Here is a 16,286-nt window from a genome sequence, read left to right as displayed (position 1 = left end):
AACGACAGCATCACGTTTGGCAGCACGACGAGGTAAGACATGGAAATTCGCTGGCTAGAAGACTTTATCGCCCTGGCCAGAACGCGACACTTCTCTCGCGCAGCGGATGAGCAGCACGTTACACAGCCCACATTTTCTCGGCGCATTAAATTACTTGAGGAAGAGATGGGCGTGACGCTGATCAACCGGCAGACGTTGCCACTTTCGCTAACCCCCGCGGGAGAGGAGTTCCTGACGCTGTGCGAGCAGGTAACTGATCGCGTGCGCTTAACGCGTGACCGCGTGCGCGAAATTAGCGCCGGGCAGCAGCGCCGCATCATGGTGGCTGCTCCACAGAGCTTACTCCCGCAGTTCTTGCCAGAATGGCTTGCTGCTACGGGCTGGCAAGAGCGCATACAGCCCTATTTGCGTGCAACTGGCTGGGTGGCAAACGACTATTTTCAAGCACTTGGTCGGGCAGAGTGCGATCTTGCTATCTGCTATTGGCCAATCGGGCGTTGCGATTTAGATATCGATACCAGTGCCTGCACGTATCGGGTCATTGGCCACGAGCGTTTGATTCCTGTCACAGGACTAGATGCGAATGGCACACCGTGCGCGTTGCTACCCGGCTCGCGACAGCAACCCGCGCCATGGCTGGCCTATCCAAAGCGCGGCTTATTGGGCTCAGCAGTAAAGGCGCATCTCGCTCGCTTACCGCAAAGCACCTACCTCACGGCGCAAAGTGAAAATCTCTATGCGGCAGGTATTAAAGAGCTGGTGCTTCTCGGCTATGGCATGAGCTGGTTACCCGAACGCAACATAGCCGCTGAGCTCTCCAACGGCACATTAATCAGAGCCGGCGATAGCCGCTGGGATGTTCCGATGGAGCTACGACTATATCGGCACCAAAACCAGCATCACGCAGAGCTGGATAGCCTGTGGAGTGAGCTTGCTCCACCCCGCAGTTAAGCCCGTAGTTAAAGTAATAGCCCGACTTGATACCGTACCCTGAGACACTAGCCAAGCCGCCATTGAAAAAAAGGACACCACCTGCATGTCAGCCTCTTTGTTTAACCTGCAGCGCGAACACTTAGCGCATTTACAGCAAGCTTATGCAGACCTGTTAACCAGTCACAGTCTCGATAGCTTAGCCATCTATAGCGGCCACGCTAGCGCACACTTTGGCGACGACCAAACGCCAACCTTCCAAACTTACGGCCATTTTATGCACTGGGTAGGCATGGCCGATATTCAGCACAGTTGGTTGGTGATTCAAGCCGGCAAGCGCCCACAGCTGTATCTGTATGCGCCAGCAGATTTCTGGCATTTGCCTACTCGCCTGCCTGAAGAACCATGGGTAACTGAGTTTGATATCCACCTGTGTAGCGAAAAGACCACACCAACGTTAGCCGGTCGCGCTGCCGTGATCGGTGATATTGAGGCCACCACACGCCAAGCACTAGACGCACAGTATCAGCCCGAACCTCTGGTTAGGGCCCTCGATGAACTGCGCATGTTGAAGACAGCTTATGAAATAGCTTGTTTAAGCGAAGCCAACCGGCTTGCCATAGCAGGACATCAAGCCGCGCAGGCTGCTTTTATTGGCGCATCGGCTGAGCTAGATATTCAACTGGCCTACCTAGCTGCCAGCAGGCAGCGGGAGTCTGATGTCCCCTACCAGAACATTATTGGGCTAAATGATCATGCGGGCGTATTACACTACCAACACTATGACCTAAACAGTCCCACGCAACGATATAGCCTATTGGTTGACGCTGGTCGCCGTTTTCGCGGTTACTGCGCTGATATTACACGCACTTATGCAGGCCCAGACGCACCTGGCATCTATCGCGATTTAATTGACGGCATTCATCATGTAAAAGACACGCTGGTGGAAAGCGTTGCTCCAGGCATCGAGTTCATTGCGTTACATGAGCAAATGCATCGTTTGCTGGCAGATATTCTGATTGCCAATGACCTTTTTCAGGGCAGCGCAGAACAGGCAATTGATGAGGGAATCACGCGAGCTTTTTGCCCACACGGTTTAGGGCATTCGTTAGGGCTGCAGGTTCATGATGTGGCCGGGCTTCGCCATCCAGATGGAACGCCCTCACCCGCTCCTGCACAGCACCCAGCGCTACGTTTAACCCGTACGCTGCGCCCTGGCATGGTAGTAACGATAGAGCCTGGGTTCTACTATATCCCTATGTTGCTGGCTCCATTGCGCGACAAGGCACTACCGATTAACTGGAAAGTCGTTGATTCGTTAGCCAACTGTGGCGGCATCCGTATTGAAGATAACGTCGTTGTCACAGAGAGTGGCTTCAAAAACTTGACCCCCTGATCAACAAAACGCCCGACCCAAGGATCAACTCCCCAGGCCGGGCGACTATCAGATCGAGGGCAAGATCACCCTGCGCACTTCTCGTTAGAAGCGGTAGGTAACGCCACCACCGATAGTAACGGGTTCCATGTTTACTTTACCGACCTTGTTACCACCTGCATTGATGTCAGCATTCACGTCTGCATAGCTAACGTAACCATTTAGCATGACGTTATCGGTAACCGCTAAATCAACCCCCGCCTGGCCGATCGCGCCATAGCTTTCATCAACGCTTAAGCCAGTGGGCTCGCCTGAGAAGCGGGTATAGTTCAAGCCAACGCCTACATAAGGCTGAACCTTAGAGTCTAAACCGCCCATCGGATAGTAGTTAACCAACAGATTAATCGGCAGACGGTCTACACTGCCTGCGCTGCCACCAGGGCTGGTGTTGAGGTCGTGTTCGAACTTCTCGGAGCTGTTCAGTTCAGCGCCAAGCTTATCGGTGAACAGGTAACCCGCGCCAAACGTAAATCCTCGCGCGCTTTGTACGTTTAGATCTGCCGCGCCAACATTGCCATTTCCAGAACCCGTATCCGTTTGGGCGACACCACCACGTACGAAAACGTCACCTGCTTCGTAAGCGAGTGCTGCTTGGCTGGCGATCAATGCGCTAGCGGTAAGAACAGCAGCAGAAACTAATTTTAATTTACTCATCAGGGTCATCCTCTTACATCTTACTCGGGATTGGTGCCGGTAACTCCAGCTACCTATACAATATATACTAATCAAACAGCGTTTCCAAACTTGTTGTGTTATTTTAATATAAGTTTTACATATCAAGCTCTGTCGGCGGACAGCATCGGTTATAAAAATCAAGCACAAAGGGCAGATATAAAAAAAGTCCCCCGAAGGGGACCCAGGTGGAGCACGCCAGCTCACTCAGTGTATCGCTTACCAATCTCTGTCGGGGCGATTTAGCAAAGAAGGAAGAGACGCCTATTTAACGCTGGGAACTCTGTTCATTTGCTTCTTACCTGATACATAGCGAACTGCGTGCCAATTTAATTTTTAATGAATTAAAACAAAATCTTATAAAAAATAAAAACTAAATATTTATCGCAAGACGTTGTTGCCAATGCCAAAGCGCACCATCTATGAGCATGACAGGCTGATTTTGCCTCATAACGAATCGCTCTATTGGAAACTCCGTTTAACGTTGAGCAGAGAAGTGCTTCTAGCGTGATCGGTTGATCTCGTCTTCAGCACATGCTGCTAAATCTTTTAACACCTGACGCTGCTGCTCATTTAAACGCCGTGGCACGGAGTCAATAATACAAAGCGTTCCTATCCTGAAGCCATCCACCGTTGTCATTGGTATGCCCGCGTAGAAGCGTATGCCTCTATGTACTTTTACCAAAACAAAGTCTTTAAAACGGCTGTCTTGGCTGGCATCTTCAATCTCAAAAATTCCTTCTTCCTGAATGGCATGGGCACAAAACGACTCTTCTCGACACGTTTGGGTAAGCGCGATCCCTCGTCGGGATTTAAACCATTGGCGATCTTCATCGACTAACGTTACCAGCGCAGCCTCTACACCAAAAAACTGGATTGCCAGCCGAACAATCCTATCGAAACGCTCTTCTGGCGGGGTATCCAAAAGCGCTAGTTGGCGCAGTGCCTGTAGCCTTGCTTGCTCACCCTTTACCATGGCGACACCCTCTTCTTAGGTAATGGATAGCGTCATTCATGCAGCAATGCTGCTTAGATCGTTTTGATTAGTAAAATGTATGCATTAATTCAGCTTTTGTCGCCGGTTACACTATTTTTACATTTACGTTTCATGAATTATAAAAATTATCTTTTTGTTATCAATTAGTTAAAAATCTTATTATTAAATCAAAATTTACAATCAAAAAAGGCCATCATAGGATGGCCTTTGGTCGTTTCCTGCAACGGCGCTAGGGCGTGACGATTATTTTCACCTGCGCTTTATCACTCAACAGTGCCTCGAATCCCTCTTCAACAATATCTGCTAGCGGGATGCGTTGGGTTACCATATCTTCAGCGCGGAAGTAGCCTCGCTGCATTAGTGCCATTACCGCCGGATAAACATGGCGATAGGCAATAATGCCCTTCATGGTACGCTCTTTAATGACCAAATCATTGGGATGGAAACTGGCCTCTCCTTCCCAAATACTGACCACGATTACTTCACCGCCTTCGTGAGTGCTGTGCAAAGACTGATTCAGTACGGCCGGAATCCCGGTCACTTCGAACGCTACGTCAACGCCACCGTTGCTCAACATTTGTAGCTTCGCCACTGCATCTTCTTGCTGCGGGTCCACTACGATAGCACCAAGCGCTTCGGCCTTAGCTTTACGTGAAGGAGCTACCTCGACGGCGTAAATTTGAGCGGCGCCTGCTGCTTTTAGTGCCTCGATGGTCATTAAGCCAATCGGGCCCGCGCCAAATACCGCTGCGCTATCCCCTGCCTTCAAACTACTTTGACGAACGGCATGCAAAGCAACCGCCGCTGGCTCTACCAGTGCCCCTTGCTCGAAGCTGAGGTCATCCGGCAGCTTATGCACCATGTGCTCCCCCATCACGGTGAACTCCGAGAAGCCACCGCCGCCGCCAGAAAGGCCATGGAAACCCAATAGTGGCGTGAGGTTGTAGCGCTCCATCTGATAAGCACCGTTCTGGTTAGGTGAAAGAATCGGCTCGATAGCGACGCGATCCCCCACTTTCACCCGAGTTACTTTGTCGCCTACCTCTACCACTTCACCAGCGAATTCGTGCCCCATGATAATTGGTGCTTGCTCACCGCTAATGGGGTGCGGCTTATCGACCGGAATAAAAATCGGCCCAGCGGCGTATTCGTGCAAATCGCTACCACAAATACCACACGCCGCCACCTTAACTTTTACCTCATGAGGGTCGTTAATCGTCGGTATCGGCATTTGCTCAACACGCAGATCTTTCGCTGCATACCAAACCGCTGCCTGCATAGTGCTCTTTTCATCTTTGCTATAGGTCACAGAGAAAATCCCCCATCTACTGCAATGGCTTGACCAGTTACGTGTTCGGCGCAAGCCAGATAGACCACCAGTTGCCCCATATCCTCAGGAGTTTGTGCTTCGCCCTGAGGCAGTAAGGTTTTTTGATGCCTCTCCCAGGAGGCCTGCTCAGTTTCCCCCTCTTCGCGCCACCTCCCAGCAAGACCATCTTCTCCCCGCCACATACCAGTGCCGACGACCCCAGGGCATAGCGCATTCACTGTCACGCCATCGGATGCGACTTCCTTAGCGACAGCATTGGTAAAGCCAATGACCGCAAACTTAGAAGCGGAATAATGGGAAAGATTAGGAAACCCAACCTTGCCAGCGATGGAAGAGACGTTAACTATCCGCCCATATCGGCGTGGCCGCATGACTTCTAACTCAGCCTGTGTACACAGAAATGTACCTTTAGCATTGACCGCCATGACACGATCCCACTCCTGCGCAGACAGCTCCTCAACCGAATGAATACTGATAATTCCTGCGTTATTGACAGCAATATCTAGTTGCCCGAAATATTCTTGCACCGCCTGTATCAGCATATGCACCGATTCGGAGGACGAAACATCGACCTGTAGCGCAATACTACGACGGCCAAGCGCTTCGACCTTAGCAGCCGTTTCTTCTGCAATTTCGATATCCAAGTCGGCGACGGCCACATCCGCACCAGCTTTTGCCAATGCCATAGCAATACCCTGGCCTATGCCACGCCCTCCGCCAGTGACTAATGCAGTCTTTCCATTCAATTGCATGAGCGTCTCTCCTCTTTAATTAATTGAACCGAGCCGGTATACCGACTCGTATAAACGCTCAGCCCAAATGATGAACTGGCTGCAGGCCATAGACAGGGGTATCTAGCCCTTCCATGCGTGCTTTTAACTGCAGCGCCAAATAGCGTGAGTAATGCCGCGACTGGTGTAGGTTGCCACCATGGAACCACAGTGCCTCTTGCTGAGTGGGCTTCCACATATTGCGCAGCTCTCCTTCCCATGGGCCGGGGTCTTTGGTGGTGTCGGAACCTAGCCCCCAACACTTGCCAACTTTATCGGCCACTTCTTGAGAAATAAGCCGTGCCGCCCAGCCATTCATCGAGCCATAGCCGGTGGCATAGATGATCAAGTCAGCATCAAGCTCGCTGCCATCAGTCAGCGTGATGGAGTGCGGATTAATGTGCTCAATGCCTACGCCACTGCGCAGTTTGATATCGCCACTGGCCACCAAGTCGCATGCACCTACATCGATGTAATAACCCGAACCGCGGCGCAAATATTTCAAAAACAGCCCGGATTCATCGTCACCGAAATCGAGCATAAAGCCTGCGCTCTCAAGCTTTTGGTAAAACTCAGCATCGCGCTTTTTAATCGCCTCAAAGGCGGGGCGCTGGAAATCCGGCAGCACCTTATAAGGGATCGAGGCAAACACTAGATCGGCTTTTTCATGGGTTAACCCATTCGCCACAGCCTCTTCCGAATAAAGTGGTCCTAACACCTCTTCCATCAGTGAGTCTGACTTCACAATATGAGTAGATGAACGCTGCAGCATGGTGACATCGGCATCGTGCTCCCATAGTGCGGCGGCAATGTCATGGGCCGAGTTATTAGAGCCCACGATGACGCATTTCTTACCTTTATAGGCATCCGGCCCGGGGTGTTGGCTAGAGTGCTGCTGCTCGCCTGCAAAGTTTTCTGCCCCTGGGAATTTAGGCACATTGGGCATCCCAGACATACCGGTAGCCATTACCAACTGCTTGGGCCGTAGCGTGATCTCTTCGCCGTTGCGCTTAACCTTAACCAGCCACTCACCTGCGGCTTCGTCGTAGCTAGCATTCTGACACTCGGTGGAACTCCAATAATTGAGCTCCATCACTTTTGTGTACATTTCCAGCCAATCACCCACTTTGTCTTTCGGGGCGAATACCGGCCAGTTATCTGGGAAAGGGATATAGGGAAGGTGGTCGTACCACACTGGATCGTGCAAGCAGAGTGACTTATAGCGCTTACGCCAGGAGTCTCCCGCGCGCTCGTTGCGCTCAATGATGATCGTCGGCACACCCAGTTGCCTGAGCCGTGCGCCTAAACCAATACCACCCTGGCCACCGCCAATAATCACGCAGTAAGGCTGCTGGGTATAGCCCAGCTCTGCTTCTTCACGCTCCCGTGACTCCAACCACGTTTCACGCTGCTTATTGGCACCGTGCTCAGCTCCTTTGGGACGATGTTGATTGCACTGTTCAGGGTAGTCGTTCAGTGCTTGCATGGTAGTTAACAACGTCCAGCACTTGCCTTCTTTAAGGCGCAAATAGCCTTTACCGCGGGCAACCGCTGTATTGAAAGTAAACCACGCATCGTAGATATCGCCGTTTTCGGTGGCCTCGCCTTCTAACTGCCAGTCCGTAGGCTGTGCGTTATTGAGCGTGGCATTGAGCATGGCCTGAATTTCATCTTTGCCTTCACAGGTTTTTAAATTCCAGGTAAACGTAAGAAAGTCACGCCAGTAGCACTCGTCTCCAAACAGCGACAGTACTCGCTCAATATCCTGGGTTTGAAGGGCAGTATCGAAATCCTGCAGCCACGCTTGAACAGTCTCCGTGGGGGTTTGCTGGACTTGTGCCGTTATCTTTGACATAGCGGGTACTCCATGTGCATTTGTTATTGTTGAGTTAACTGTGATGCACCCAACCCTAAGCAGCTACCGTGCCAAACAGCCCGAAAAGCACATCAACAAGCTGAAAAATAAACAAAAAATACAGCCTTAATGAGGTACAAGGCAGTGATAAGGCGTAGCGAGGGTCTTTTGCCATGGATGGCAAAAGTAGCGCCCATGGAAGGGTTTACAGCGCCCTCGCCTAGCCTTATCACCTACTGAGTAACCAATAGGGAGTCATGTACACTTGTCACGCTGTTTACAGCTAAACGTTACAGGTGTAACGCACGACTAACGGCGTAAGCAGACCACGTTGACTCTGGGGGTAAAGCGCATAGGCTGAAAGAACAATAACGACAGCGCCCAACGAGTAACGCCATGCTGCACTCCACGCTTGCACCTACACGGCTTCAATCTGAACAACGTCAGCATATCGAGCATATTTTTCAGCTCGGTGAAGGACTCGATACCCCCAGCTTGCCTGCGCAGGCCCCCATTCGTCGCTCCTGGCTGCGCTGCCTGAACGAGTATCAGCTAGACCCCACTCATCCACGCCCAGCGCGGGTGGTGCCGCAGCAAACATTGATTGAGCACCGCGAGTCTGTTGATGAATTACTGCATGTCGCCCGCGCCGGGGTCGACCAGCTTTATGGGCAAATAGCGCAGCTTGGCTACGTACTACTCGTCACCGACCACCGCGGCATTACCGTTGAGTTTCGTGGCGACCCCAACCAGGACCAGCAATTACGCAAAGCAGGCCTCTACCTGGGGGCTGACTGGGATGAACGCTTTGCAGGCACCTGCGCTGTCGGTACCTGCTTGCATGATCGCCAGGCGATTATCTGCCACCGCCAAGAACACTTCGATGCATCCCATATCTCGCTGACCTGCACCGCCGCTCCTATTGCTGACCCTCAGGGTAATGTGATGGCCGTGTTAGATATCTCCGCGCTGCAGTCGCCTACCCAGCACGAAAGCCAGAATTTCAGCCTATCGTTGGTAACGCTTTATGCGCGCATGATTGAGGATGCCTATTTTCTGCAGCGCTACCGCGACTGCCTGATGGTGCGTCTAGATACTTCGCGGGAATTTGTGCACGTCAACGGGCGTGGTTTAATCGCCATTGAAGAGAATGGACAGGTCATCGCTGCCAACGCCGTAGGCCGCGAGCTAATCGCTGAACACCAGCACCGCTGGCCACCTTGGTCCACGAATTACACCCCAATGCTGGGTGAACTATTCGAGTGTGAGATCGCCGATATACTCAGTATTAATAGCGGTACTGATGATCAATTGCGTGCCTTCCGCGCTCGCGCCAGCAACACCATCCACTTTATAAGCCTGCTGGAGCCCCGCCGCCCCCGCATGGCGCAACGGGCAACACCGCTTACTTCTGAACTGCCGGAACCCTTAGCTCGGCTGGGTGCCGACGACCCTGCGATGCGCAAAGTACAAAAACTGGCCGACCGCTTGCGTAATGAAGCTAACGTGAACGTGCTGATTAGCGGCGAAACCGGCACCGGTAAAGAGGTGGTTGCACGGGCGCTGCACGAAAGCGGCAACCGCGCCAAACAACCGTTTATTGCCGTCAACTGTGCGGCCATTCCCGAGTCACTGATTGAAAGCGAACTGTTTGGCTACGAACCTGGCGCCTTTACCGGCGGCCGCTCAAAAGGGATGCGCGGGCTTATTCCACAGGCTCATGGAGGCACGCTGTTTTTAGACGAAATCGGTGATATGCCGTTAGCGCTACAAACCCGACTGTTGCGCGTGCTAGCCGAACGGGAAGTCATGCCGCTGGGGGCTAACACGCCAGTTAAAATCGATATTCGTGTTATTACGGCCACCCATCGCCATATCGAAGAAATGATCCAGCAAGGAGAATTCCGCGAAGACCTCTATTACCGGCTAAACGGTGCTCAGCTGCGACTACCCGCGCTACGCGAACGCGCCGATAAGCTATTTGTTATTCGCCGCGTGTTTGAAGATGTCGCCGCCGAGCGCGCCACGCAAATATCGCCGCGCCTACGCGCAGATGCTATCAGTGCGCTGCTCGCGTATTCATGGCCCGGCAATATCCGTCAACTTAAAAACGCTCTCGCTTTTGCCCTGGCCACTTCGGAAAGTGACGAAATCACCGTTCACGATCTGCCAGAACAGTGCCTTAGCCAGCGAATTACCCTCAACGCGTCGGCCCAACTTGAAACGAACGCCAGCGAAGCCCTTTCAGGTTCACTTATCGATCTGCTCAAGCAACATCACTGGAATATCAGCGCGGTTGCCCGTGAACTAGGCGTTTCGCGTCCCACGGTGTATCGGCAAATGCAGCGCCAAGGGATTGTGCCCCCCAACTGGCAGGGCTGATAGCCAATTGCTCTATCCACTAGTTGGCTATGGGGTTTACCCTCACGTACACTTGTTTGAATCTATTTTTAAACAACTCGTTTCGACAAGCCGAGGCACTCCCCATGGCGTTTGATTCAACCTCTTCTTACATCGCAACTGATGCACTCAAACAGGCAGTCAATGCCGCGGTTGTGCTACAGCGTCCACTTCTCATCAAAGGTGAACCCGGTACCGGTAAAACACTGCTGGCCGAGGAACTCGCTGAATCCCTGGGCACTAAGCTGATTACTTGGCATATCAAGTCCAGCACCAAAGCCGCTCAAGGGCTTTATGAGTACGATGCGGTCAGCCGCCTGCGCGATTCCCAGCTGGGCGTTGAAGGGGTGGAAAATGTCGGTAACTACATCAAGCCCGGCAAGCTGTGGGAAGCTTTCACCGCGGGCGAGCGCGTGGTGCTGCTAATTGATGAAATCGACAAAGCGGATATCGAGTTTCCCAACGACCTGCTGCAAGAGCTGGATCGTATGGAGTTTCATGTTTATGAAACCGGTGAAACCATTCGCGCCGAACAACGCCCAATTATCGTGATTACTTCGAATAACGAAAAAGAGCTACCCGACGCTTTCCTACGTCGCTGCTTTTTCCATTACATCGAATTCCCCGACCGCGAAACCATGCAGGCGATTGTGGATGTACACTTTCCGGATATCGCCCCCAAGCTGGTCGGCGAAGCCTTGGAAGTGTTCTTCGATCTGCGCAACGCCCCAGGGCTCAAGAAAAAGCCCTCTACCTCAGAGCTGGTGGATTGGCTCAAGCTGCTAATGGCTGACGAACTGGCCCAGGAAGCGCTGTATAACCGCGATCCGGCCAAAGCCCTACCGCCGATGGCGGGCGCGCTGGTTAAAAACGAGCAGGATACTCACCTGCTAGAACGCCTGGCGTTTATGATGCGTCGCCAAAAGAGTACGGGGCGCTAAGCCATGTTTATTGGTCTGTTTGATGCCCTCAAACGTGCCGGTGTGCCCGTTTCTCTGCGCGAATTGCTCGACCTGCACGCGGTGGTCGAACATGGCGTCGTGTTTGCCGATATGGAAGCGTTTTATCAAGTGGCGCGTACGGTCATGGTCAAAGACGAGCGCTACTTTGACCGCTTTGATCGTGCCTTTGCCGCCTGGTTTAAAGGCCTTGAAGACATGGACTCGGCGATCGAGGCGCTCATTCCCGATGAGTGGCTGCGACGCGAATTTGAAAAGCAGCTCAGCGACGAAGAGAAAGCCAAAATTGAGTCGCTTGGTGGTCTTGAAGAGCTGATTGAGACCTTTAAAAAGCGCCTGGAAGAGCAAAAAGAGCGCCACGCGGGCGGTAACAAGTGGATTGGCACGGGTGGCACCAGCCCTTTTGGAGCGTATGGTTACAACCCCGAAGGCATACGTATTGGCCAGGATGGTTCCCGCCACCGTCGCGCTACCAAAGTTTGGGACGAGCGACGTTTTCGCGATTACGATGACTCGCTTGAACTGGGCACCCGCAATATCAAAATGGCCTTACGGCGGCTACGCAAGTTTGCCCGCCAAGGAGCGCTGGACGAATTTGATGTAGACAGCACTATCCGCGAAACCGCACGGGATGCAGGGTTACTCAACATTCAAATGCGCCCCGAACGTCATAATGCGGTTAAAGTGCTGCTGTTTTTAGATGTCGGCGGATCGATGGATGATCATATTCGCGTCTGCGAAGAGTTATTCTCAGCGGCACGTTCCGAATTCAAACACTTGGAACATTATTACTTCCACAACTGCCTCTACGAAGGGGTTTGGCGTAACAATATGCGGCGCCGTAACGAGCGCATCCCGACCATGGATGTGTTGCACACTTACGGCGAGGACTATCAGGTGGTGATTGTCGGTGATGCCGCCATGTCGCCTTACGAAGTCACTCACTCGGGTGGCAGCGTGGAACACTTCAATGATGAACCTGGCGGCGTGTGGCTAAAACGCTTGGCTGATACGTTTCCACGCTTGGCGTGGTTAAACCCCATGCCACCCCGTGCCTGGGAGTACACCTACTCGACCCAGTTAATTCGTGACGTTATCGATGACCGCATGTATCCCATGACCATGGAAGGACTGGAAACAGCGATGCGCGAGTTAGCTAAGTAGCAATTCGTCGAAAAGGACAGTATTACTATCTTATCTGAAATTTTAATCAAAAAAACAGCGCGTTCGATGGAACGCGCTGTTTTTGCAAACCTAATCGACTAGCTCTTCTCACTAAGCCATGCGTGAAAGCACATCATGGTTGGTCAATTTGCGGTGCAAAATTGCCATCACCACATGGCCTACAATCAGCGCCAGCAGTGCCCAACCAAGTTCGCCATGCAACAAACCACCAAGCTCTGTCATCCAGGCAATTTTTTCACCATCAAAGCCTGGCATTAGGTTAAACCCAAATACATCCAGCGCACGGCCTGAACCGTACTGGCGAATTAGTGCAATCGTAGGCACTGCGATCATCAAACCATACAGTGCCAAGTGCCCCAACGTTGCCATCACACTAACCGAGGTCGGGCGACGCGAAGCGTTGATTAACGCCCAGGCCCCTCGCACGACCACAAGCGCCAGGAGCACCACGCCCACTTGGCTGTGAGTGCCCCATAAAAAAGATTCGAGCGGAGTGTCTTCGAAAAACACCCGCGCCGCAGCACTGCTGAATTGCCATACAAATAATAGTGCCATCCCCCAGTGAAGCAGGCGACTGACTATCCCATAGCGTTTATTAGTATCCATCATTGCTAGCGCCATACACCGCTCCTCAGCCTAAGTCATCAACAATAAGGCTATTTTAGCGAGCTTAGCGAACAACATCATGACAAGAGCATGGATTTTTGTTGCCAATAGCGGAACGCGCTGTTCCAACGAAAACCGGCAGGCCTGTTAAGACCCACCGGTTTTCAAACCGCCCAATAGTTACGCAAGCGTTGTGTTAACTGCTGGTTAACTAACGGGCTGGTTTTTCTTCTGCTTCACTCACCAACTCCTTTTCGACCGCCATATCTTCTTCTACATGGATAGGCTCTTCAGCCTCGTCATTGGCGTGGCTCCGCGAACGGTGTTCAATCATGAAGTACAGAATCACCCCAACACCGAGCCCCCAGGCTGCGCCGTGGGTGGCCAACACTACACCCATAATCCCGGCAACGCCCATGGCGGTGGCGTTCTTAATCTGCTCAACCGCTACTGCAATGCATAGGTAACCGGTAATCAGCAACGTAATCGACAGCGCAATTGGCAACACCGGGCGGAAAAGCGTTACCAACGGCAATAAGAACAGTGCCAGGAACCCGACAATCCAAAACACTGATGCTCCTGAGTAGATGGTATCCATCGCCCCGCGACCATAGCGGTAGCGTTCTGCAATGGTTGCCATCGCCCCGGTAAAGAGCGGCCCGGCCAGCCCAGGGTAAGGGGCAAACATGGAGTGCATCAGGTTACGCAAACCGGTAATTAGATGAACGCGATCGACATTCACCTCAATTTTTTCATCCGGGCGTAAGTGGTCGACACGCTTGATCAGGCTTTGACCAACAATAATGTCACCAAATGCGATGATATACGCGATGATAGCCGTTGGGATTGCCGCAACCAGTAGATCGATACCCGGCGCACCAATGGTAAACGGTAGATACGCCCAGATACCGGCAAAATCGGGTATCGCAATGCCCCACTCAACCGAAGGCATCGGGTATTCGGCAACTCCCCAGCCAATCGCCATGGTGATTAGCATCCCCGGCACCATGCCGTAGGCGGCGATATTGCGTGCCCAGCGAAACTTTTCAGTCAAGTCACGAAATGACAGTGAAAACAGCACATAAAGCGTAATTAAACCGCCAATCCCCAGCGAAATAGGCGTTTCGTACAGCCTGCCCCCAACGCTAATCTCGCCGCTAATTGCCGCAATGCCTGCGCCGAGTAAAATGCCTGCTTTAATTGAATCCGGCACGCTATTAACCAGCGTTGTTCCTAACCGAGTTACCGCCATAAATAGAAAAATCGCGGTGACCATGAGCTGCAGCGCTACCATCGCGCGGATTGCTTCTGGTCCCGGTTCAAACTGGCCAATAAACAGCAGTACCACAGGTATCGCGGGCGTGATCCAACCGGCCACAAACGGAACACCCAACAACGGGGGAAGAATAAAACCAATGCCGCACACGACGACGTAGGCCAACGCCACTTCATAAGGAAGCCCTAGATATTGTTCTAATAGAGGAATCATCCCTAGCCCGATAACAAACATTACCAGCGCTTGGATGGTCTCAGGTATTTCCCAACGGAAATGAATAAAAGGTAGGCGAACTTTGAATGGGCCAACCGGCCAGTAGGGATGTTCTTCCCCATACTTTCTTTTGAGCAGCACGACGATTCCTCACGGTGTCTGATTGTTCATTATTGAATCCTTGTGAGTATTGTTTTTGTTAGGTACGTGCTTTTTACTCAGCTATCCACCAAGTTAATATTCGACTTTTCGTGCATACCCCTTTATGGCTGACCCAAATATTGTCGACACGCCGACTGGAAAATAATCCCCTATGGGTTAAATGGATGCAAAATACGCTTAAAAACCGAAAAAATCATTCAAACTGTCGACAACACAGCAATGAAAAAACGACGCTTACGTAAACGTCGTCTTTTAGTCTTAGCTATATAAGAAGTAGCGTAATAACACCTAAAGATCAGGAGCAGCAGGTGCTAAGGGGTAGTCACCGTACCGTTATCCATCCACTCACTGAGTGTTCTATCGCCTTACAGGGTAGCTGGGAAGCTGTTTAAACCTGACAAAAAAGCGTCTTTAGCCTCAGCAAATGCAGTGGGGTCATGCTTAAATCGGCGCAGTATTAGCGCCTCATCCAGGCTCAACGTGGGCGTCAGTTCATCGCTATGCTTAGCAGGATGACGTGCGCCTAAACCAACACGTTGCCCATTTTCCCCATCAAACCAACGCTTAAACCCGCACTGCTGATAGAACGCTTCTTGGGTGGCATCACTTACCTCAACGCGCAGCGGGGCTTTGAGGCTTAACTCGCTGATTAGACGCGCTTTAGCACCATCAACAAACTCGCAAGCGTGGGTTACCGTCATCCCCTCGCCAGCCTCATCCAACACCAGCAATGCTAGCACCAGGGGTTTACCATCGCCATCGACACCCGCCAAAAGACGGGCTGCCTCCTGGTCAAACAGCACGTTTTTCGTGCCGGTAAAAATTACCAGCGGCGTTAACCCAGCTTGCTGACCGTATACCTTGGCACACAAGGTTGCCAAACACGCATTACGCGGGGCGCTCTGACTAATATGAACTACCTTCATTACGCTCTCTCATGAGAATTTAAAATCACATCAACAACGGGGAAACCTTAAAAGTTGGCCAGCCTAGAGCAAAGCTATCGATAGCACCACCCTCTGCTCCCAAAGGAACTACACTCTAGTAGCAGAGTCGCACTAAGCGCGACTCGCTTATTTGTCGCTAAGGAGAGCCAATGCCACAGTATATCGACGATCCCACGTTACCCAAACCGAGTTTCCCTGGTAGTCACATGGTTATCGATGATCATTATGTGTTTATTTCAGGGCTGACGGTTATGGATCTTTCTAACGGCAAAGCCACTCGTGGAGATGTCAAAGAAGAAACACGCCTCGTCATGCGCGAACTTGAACGCATGTTAAAACAAGAGGGAGGCAGCTTGGCGGATATTGTTAGAGTCGACATTCATCTCGCAGACTTAAGGCAGATCAATGCATTAGACAGTATCTACGCGGAGTTTTTTGAACCGGGCCGCTACCCAGCACGCACCTGCACCGAGTCACCAAATATTTGCGGGGGCAGTACCGTAGAGATTACTTTGATGGCAAAGCGCCCACCGCAAGAATAAACACTCA

At 51.9% G+C, this 16,286-nt stretch carries 14 protein-coding genes; 6 read left to right on the top strand and 8 right to left on the bottom strand.

The genetic code is table 11. The features are described 5' to 3' along the window. Positions 1-39 precede the first annotated feature (39 nt). The gene (locus JFC11_RS13980) at positions 40-951 is read left to right on the top strand and encodes a LysR family transcriptional regulator (RefSeq protein ID WP_198349802.1); all 912 of its coding nucleotides are present in this window, start codon (positions 40-42) and stop codon (positions 949-951) included. A gap of 85 nt (positions 952-1,036) precedes the next feature. Continuing rightward, the gene (gene pepQ / locus JFC11_RS13975; protein WP_038483568.1) at positions 1,037-2,326 is read left to right on the top strand and encodes a Xaa-Pro dipeptidase; all 1,290 of its coding nucleotides are present in this window, start codon (positions 1,037-1,039) and stop codon (positions 2,324-2,326) included. 84 nt (positions 2,327-2,410) lie between these two features. Here pepQ and JFC11_RS13970 read toward each other — a convergent pair whose 3' ends face one another. The 5 genes from JFC11_RS13970 to JFC11_RS13950 all read right to left on the bottom strand — a co-directional run bounded on the left by JFC11_RS13970 (position 2,411) and on the right by JFC11_RS13950 (position 7,989). Further along, positions 2,411-3,019, bottom strand: coding sequence for an OmpW/AlkL family protein (locus tag JFC11_RS13970; protein WP_174412718.1), 609 nt, complete (start codon positions 3,017-3,019; stop codon positions 2,411-2,413). Between the two features lie 520 nt (positions 3,020-3,539). Beyond that, positions 3,540-4,013: a GAF domain-containing protein gene (locus tag JFC11_RS13965; protein WP_198349801.1), complete on the bottom strand. Its 474-nt coding sequence runs from the start codon at positions 4,011-4,013 to the stop codon at positions 3,540-3,542. 250 nt (positions 4,014-4,263) lie between these two features. Further along, complete coding sequence (locus tag JFC11_RS13960) at positions 4,264-5,313, bottom strand: 2,3-butanediol dehydrogenase (protein ID WP_038486701.1); 1,050 nt, start codon at positions 5,311-5,313, stop codon at positions 4,264-4,266. Between the two features lie 26 nt (positions 5,314-5,339). After that, entirely contained in the window at positions 5,340-6,116 is a 777-nt protein-coding gene (locus JFC11_RS13955) for an SDR family NAD(P)-dependent oxidoreductase (RefSeq protein ID WP_095604198.1), read from the bottom strand. 58 nt (positions 6,117-6,174) lie between these two features. Next, entirely contained in the window at positions 6,175-7,989 is a 1,815-nt protein-coding gene (locus tag JFC11_RS13950; protein ID WP_095604199.1) for an NAD(P)/FAD-dependent oxidoreductase, read from the bottom strand. Between the two features lie 396 nt (positions 7,990-8,385). Between JFC11_RS13950 and JFC11_RS13945 the strand changes: the two genes are divergently transcribed. The 3 genes from JFC11_RS13945 (at position 8,386) to JFC11_RS13935 (ending at position 12,512) form a co-directional block, all read left to right on the top strand. Further along, on the top strand, positions 8,386-10,371 hold the full coding sequence (locus JFC11_RS13945; protein ID WP_198349800.1) for a sigma-54-dependent Fis family transcriptional regulator: 1,986 nt from the start codon (positions 8,386-8,388) through the stop codon (positions 10,369-10,371). 104 nt (positions 10,372-10,475) lie between these two features. Next, complete coding sequence (locus JFC11_RS13940; protein WP_095604201.1) at positions 10,476-11,330, top strand: AAA family ATPase; 855 nt, start codon at positions 10,476-10,478, stop codon at positions 11,328-11,330. Positions 11,331-11,333: 3 nt separating this feature from the next. Next, the gene (locus JFC11_RS13935) at positions 11,334-12,512 is read left to right on the top strand and encodes a vWA domain-containing protein (protein WP_198349799.1); all 1,179 of its coding nucleotides are present in this window, start codon (positions 11,334-11,336) and stop codon (positions 12,510-12,512) included. Positions 12,513-12,623: 111 nt separating this feature from the next. On the opposite strand, the gene JFC11_RS13930 is transcribed toward JFC11_RS13935, so the two are convergent. From JFC11_RS13930 to JFC11_RS13920, 3 genes are all read right to left on the bottom strand, one after another. Continuing rightward, a complete protein-coding gene (locus tag JFC11_RS13930; RefSeq protein ID WP_198349798.1) occupies positions 12,624-13,154 on the bottom strand; it encodes a cytochrome b in 531 nt (176 codons plus the stop codon). A 196-nt stretch (positions 13,155-13,350) separates the two neighbouring features. Beyond that, positions 13,351-14,769: a xanthine/uracil/vitamin C permease gene (locus tag JFC11_RS13925; protein WP_095604204.1), complete on the bottom strand. Its 1,419-nt coding sequence runs from the start codon at positions 14,767-14,769 to the stop codon at positions 13,351-13,353. A 386-nt stretch (positions 14,770-15,155) separates the two neighbouring features. After that, positions 15,156-15,716 carry a hypothetical protein gene (locus JFC11_RS13920; RefSeq protein ID WP_198349797.1) on the bottom strand — a complete coding sequence of 187 codons (561 nt, stop codon included), beginning with the start codon at positions 15,714-15,716 and terminating at the stop codon, positions 15,156-15,158. A gap of 170 nt (positions 15,717-15,886) precedes the next feature. Between JFC11_RS13920 and JFC11_RS13915 the strand changes: the two genes are divergently transcribed. Then, a complete protein-coding gene (locus JFC11_RS13915; protein ID WP_038483550.1) occupies positions 15,887-16,279 on the top strand; it encodes a RidA family protein in 393 nt (130 codons plus the stop codon). Positions 16,280-16,286: the final 7 nt, after the last annotated feature.

This window comes from Vreelandella alkaliphila (assembly GCF_016107625.1).
Classification (GTDB): Bacteria; Pseudomonadota; Gammaproteobacteria; order Pseudomonadales; family Halomonadaceae; genus Vreelandella; species Vreelandella alkaliphila.
This window is presented reverse-complemented; position numbering and strand designations above follow the sequence as displayed.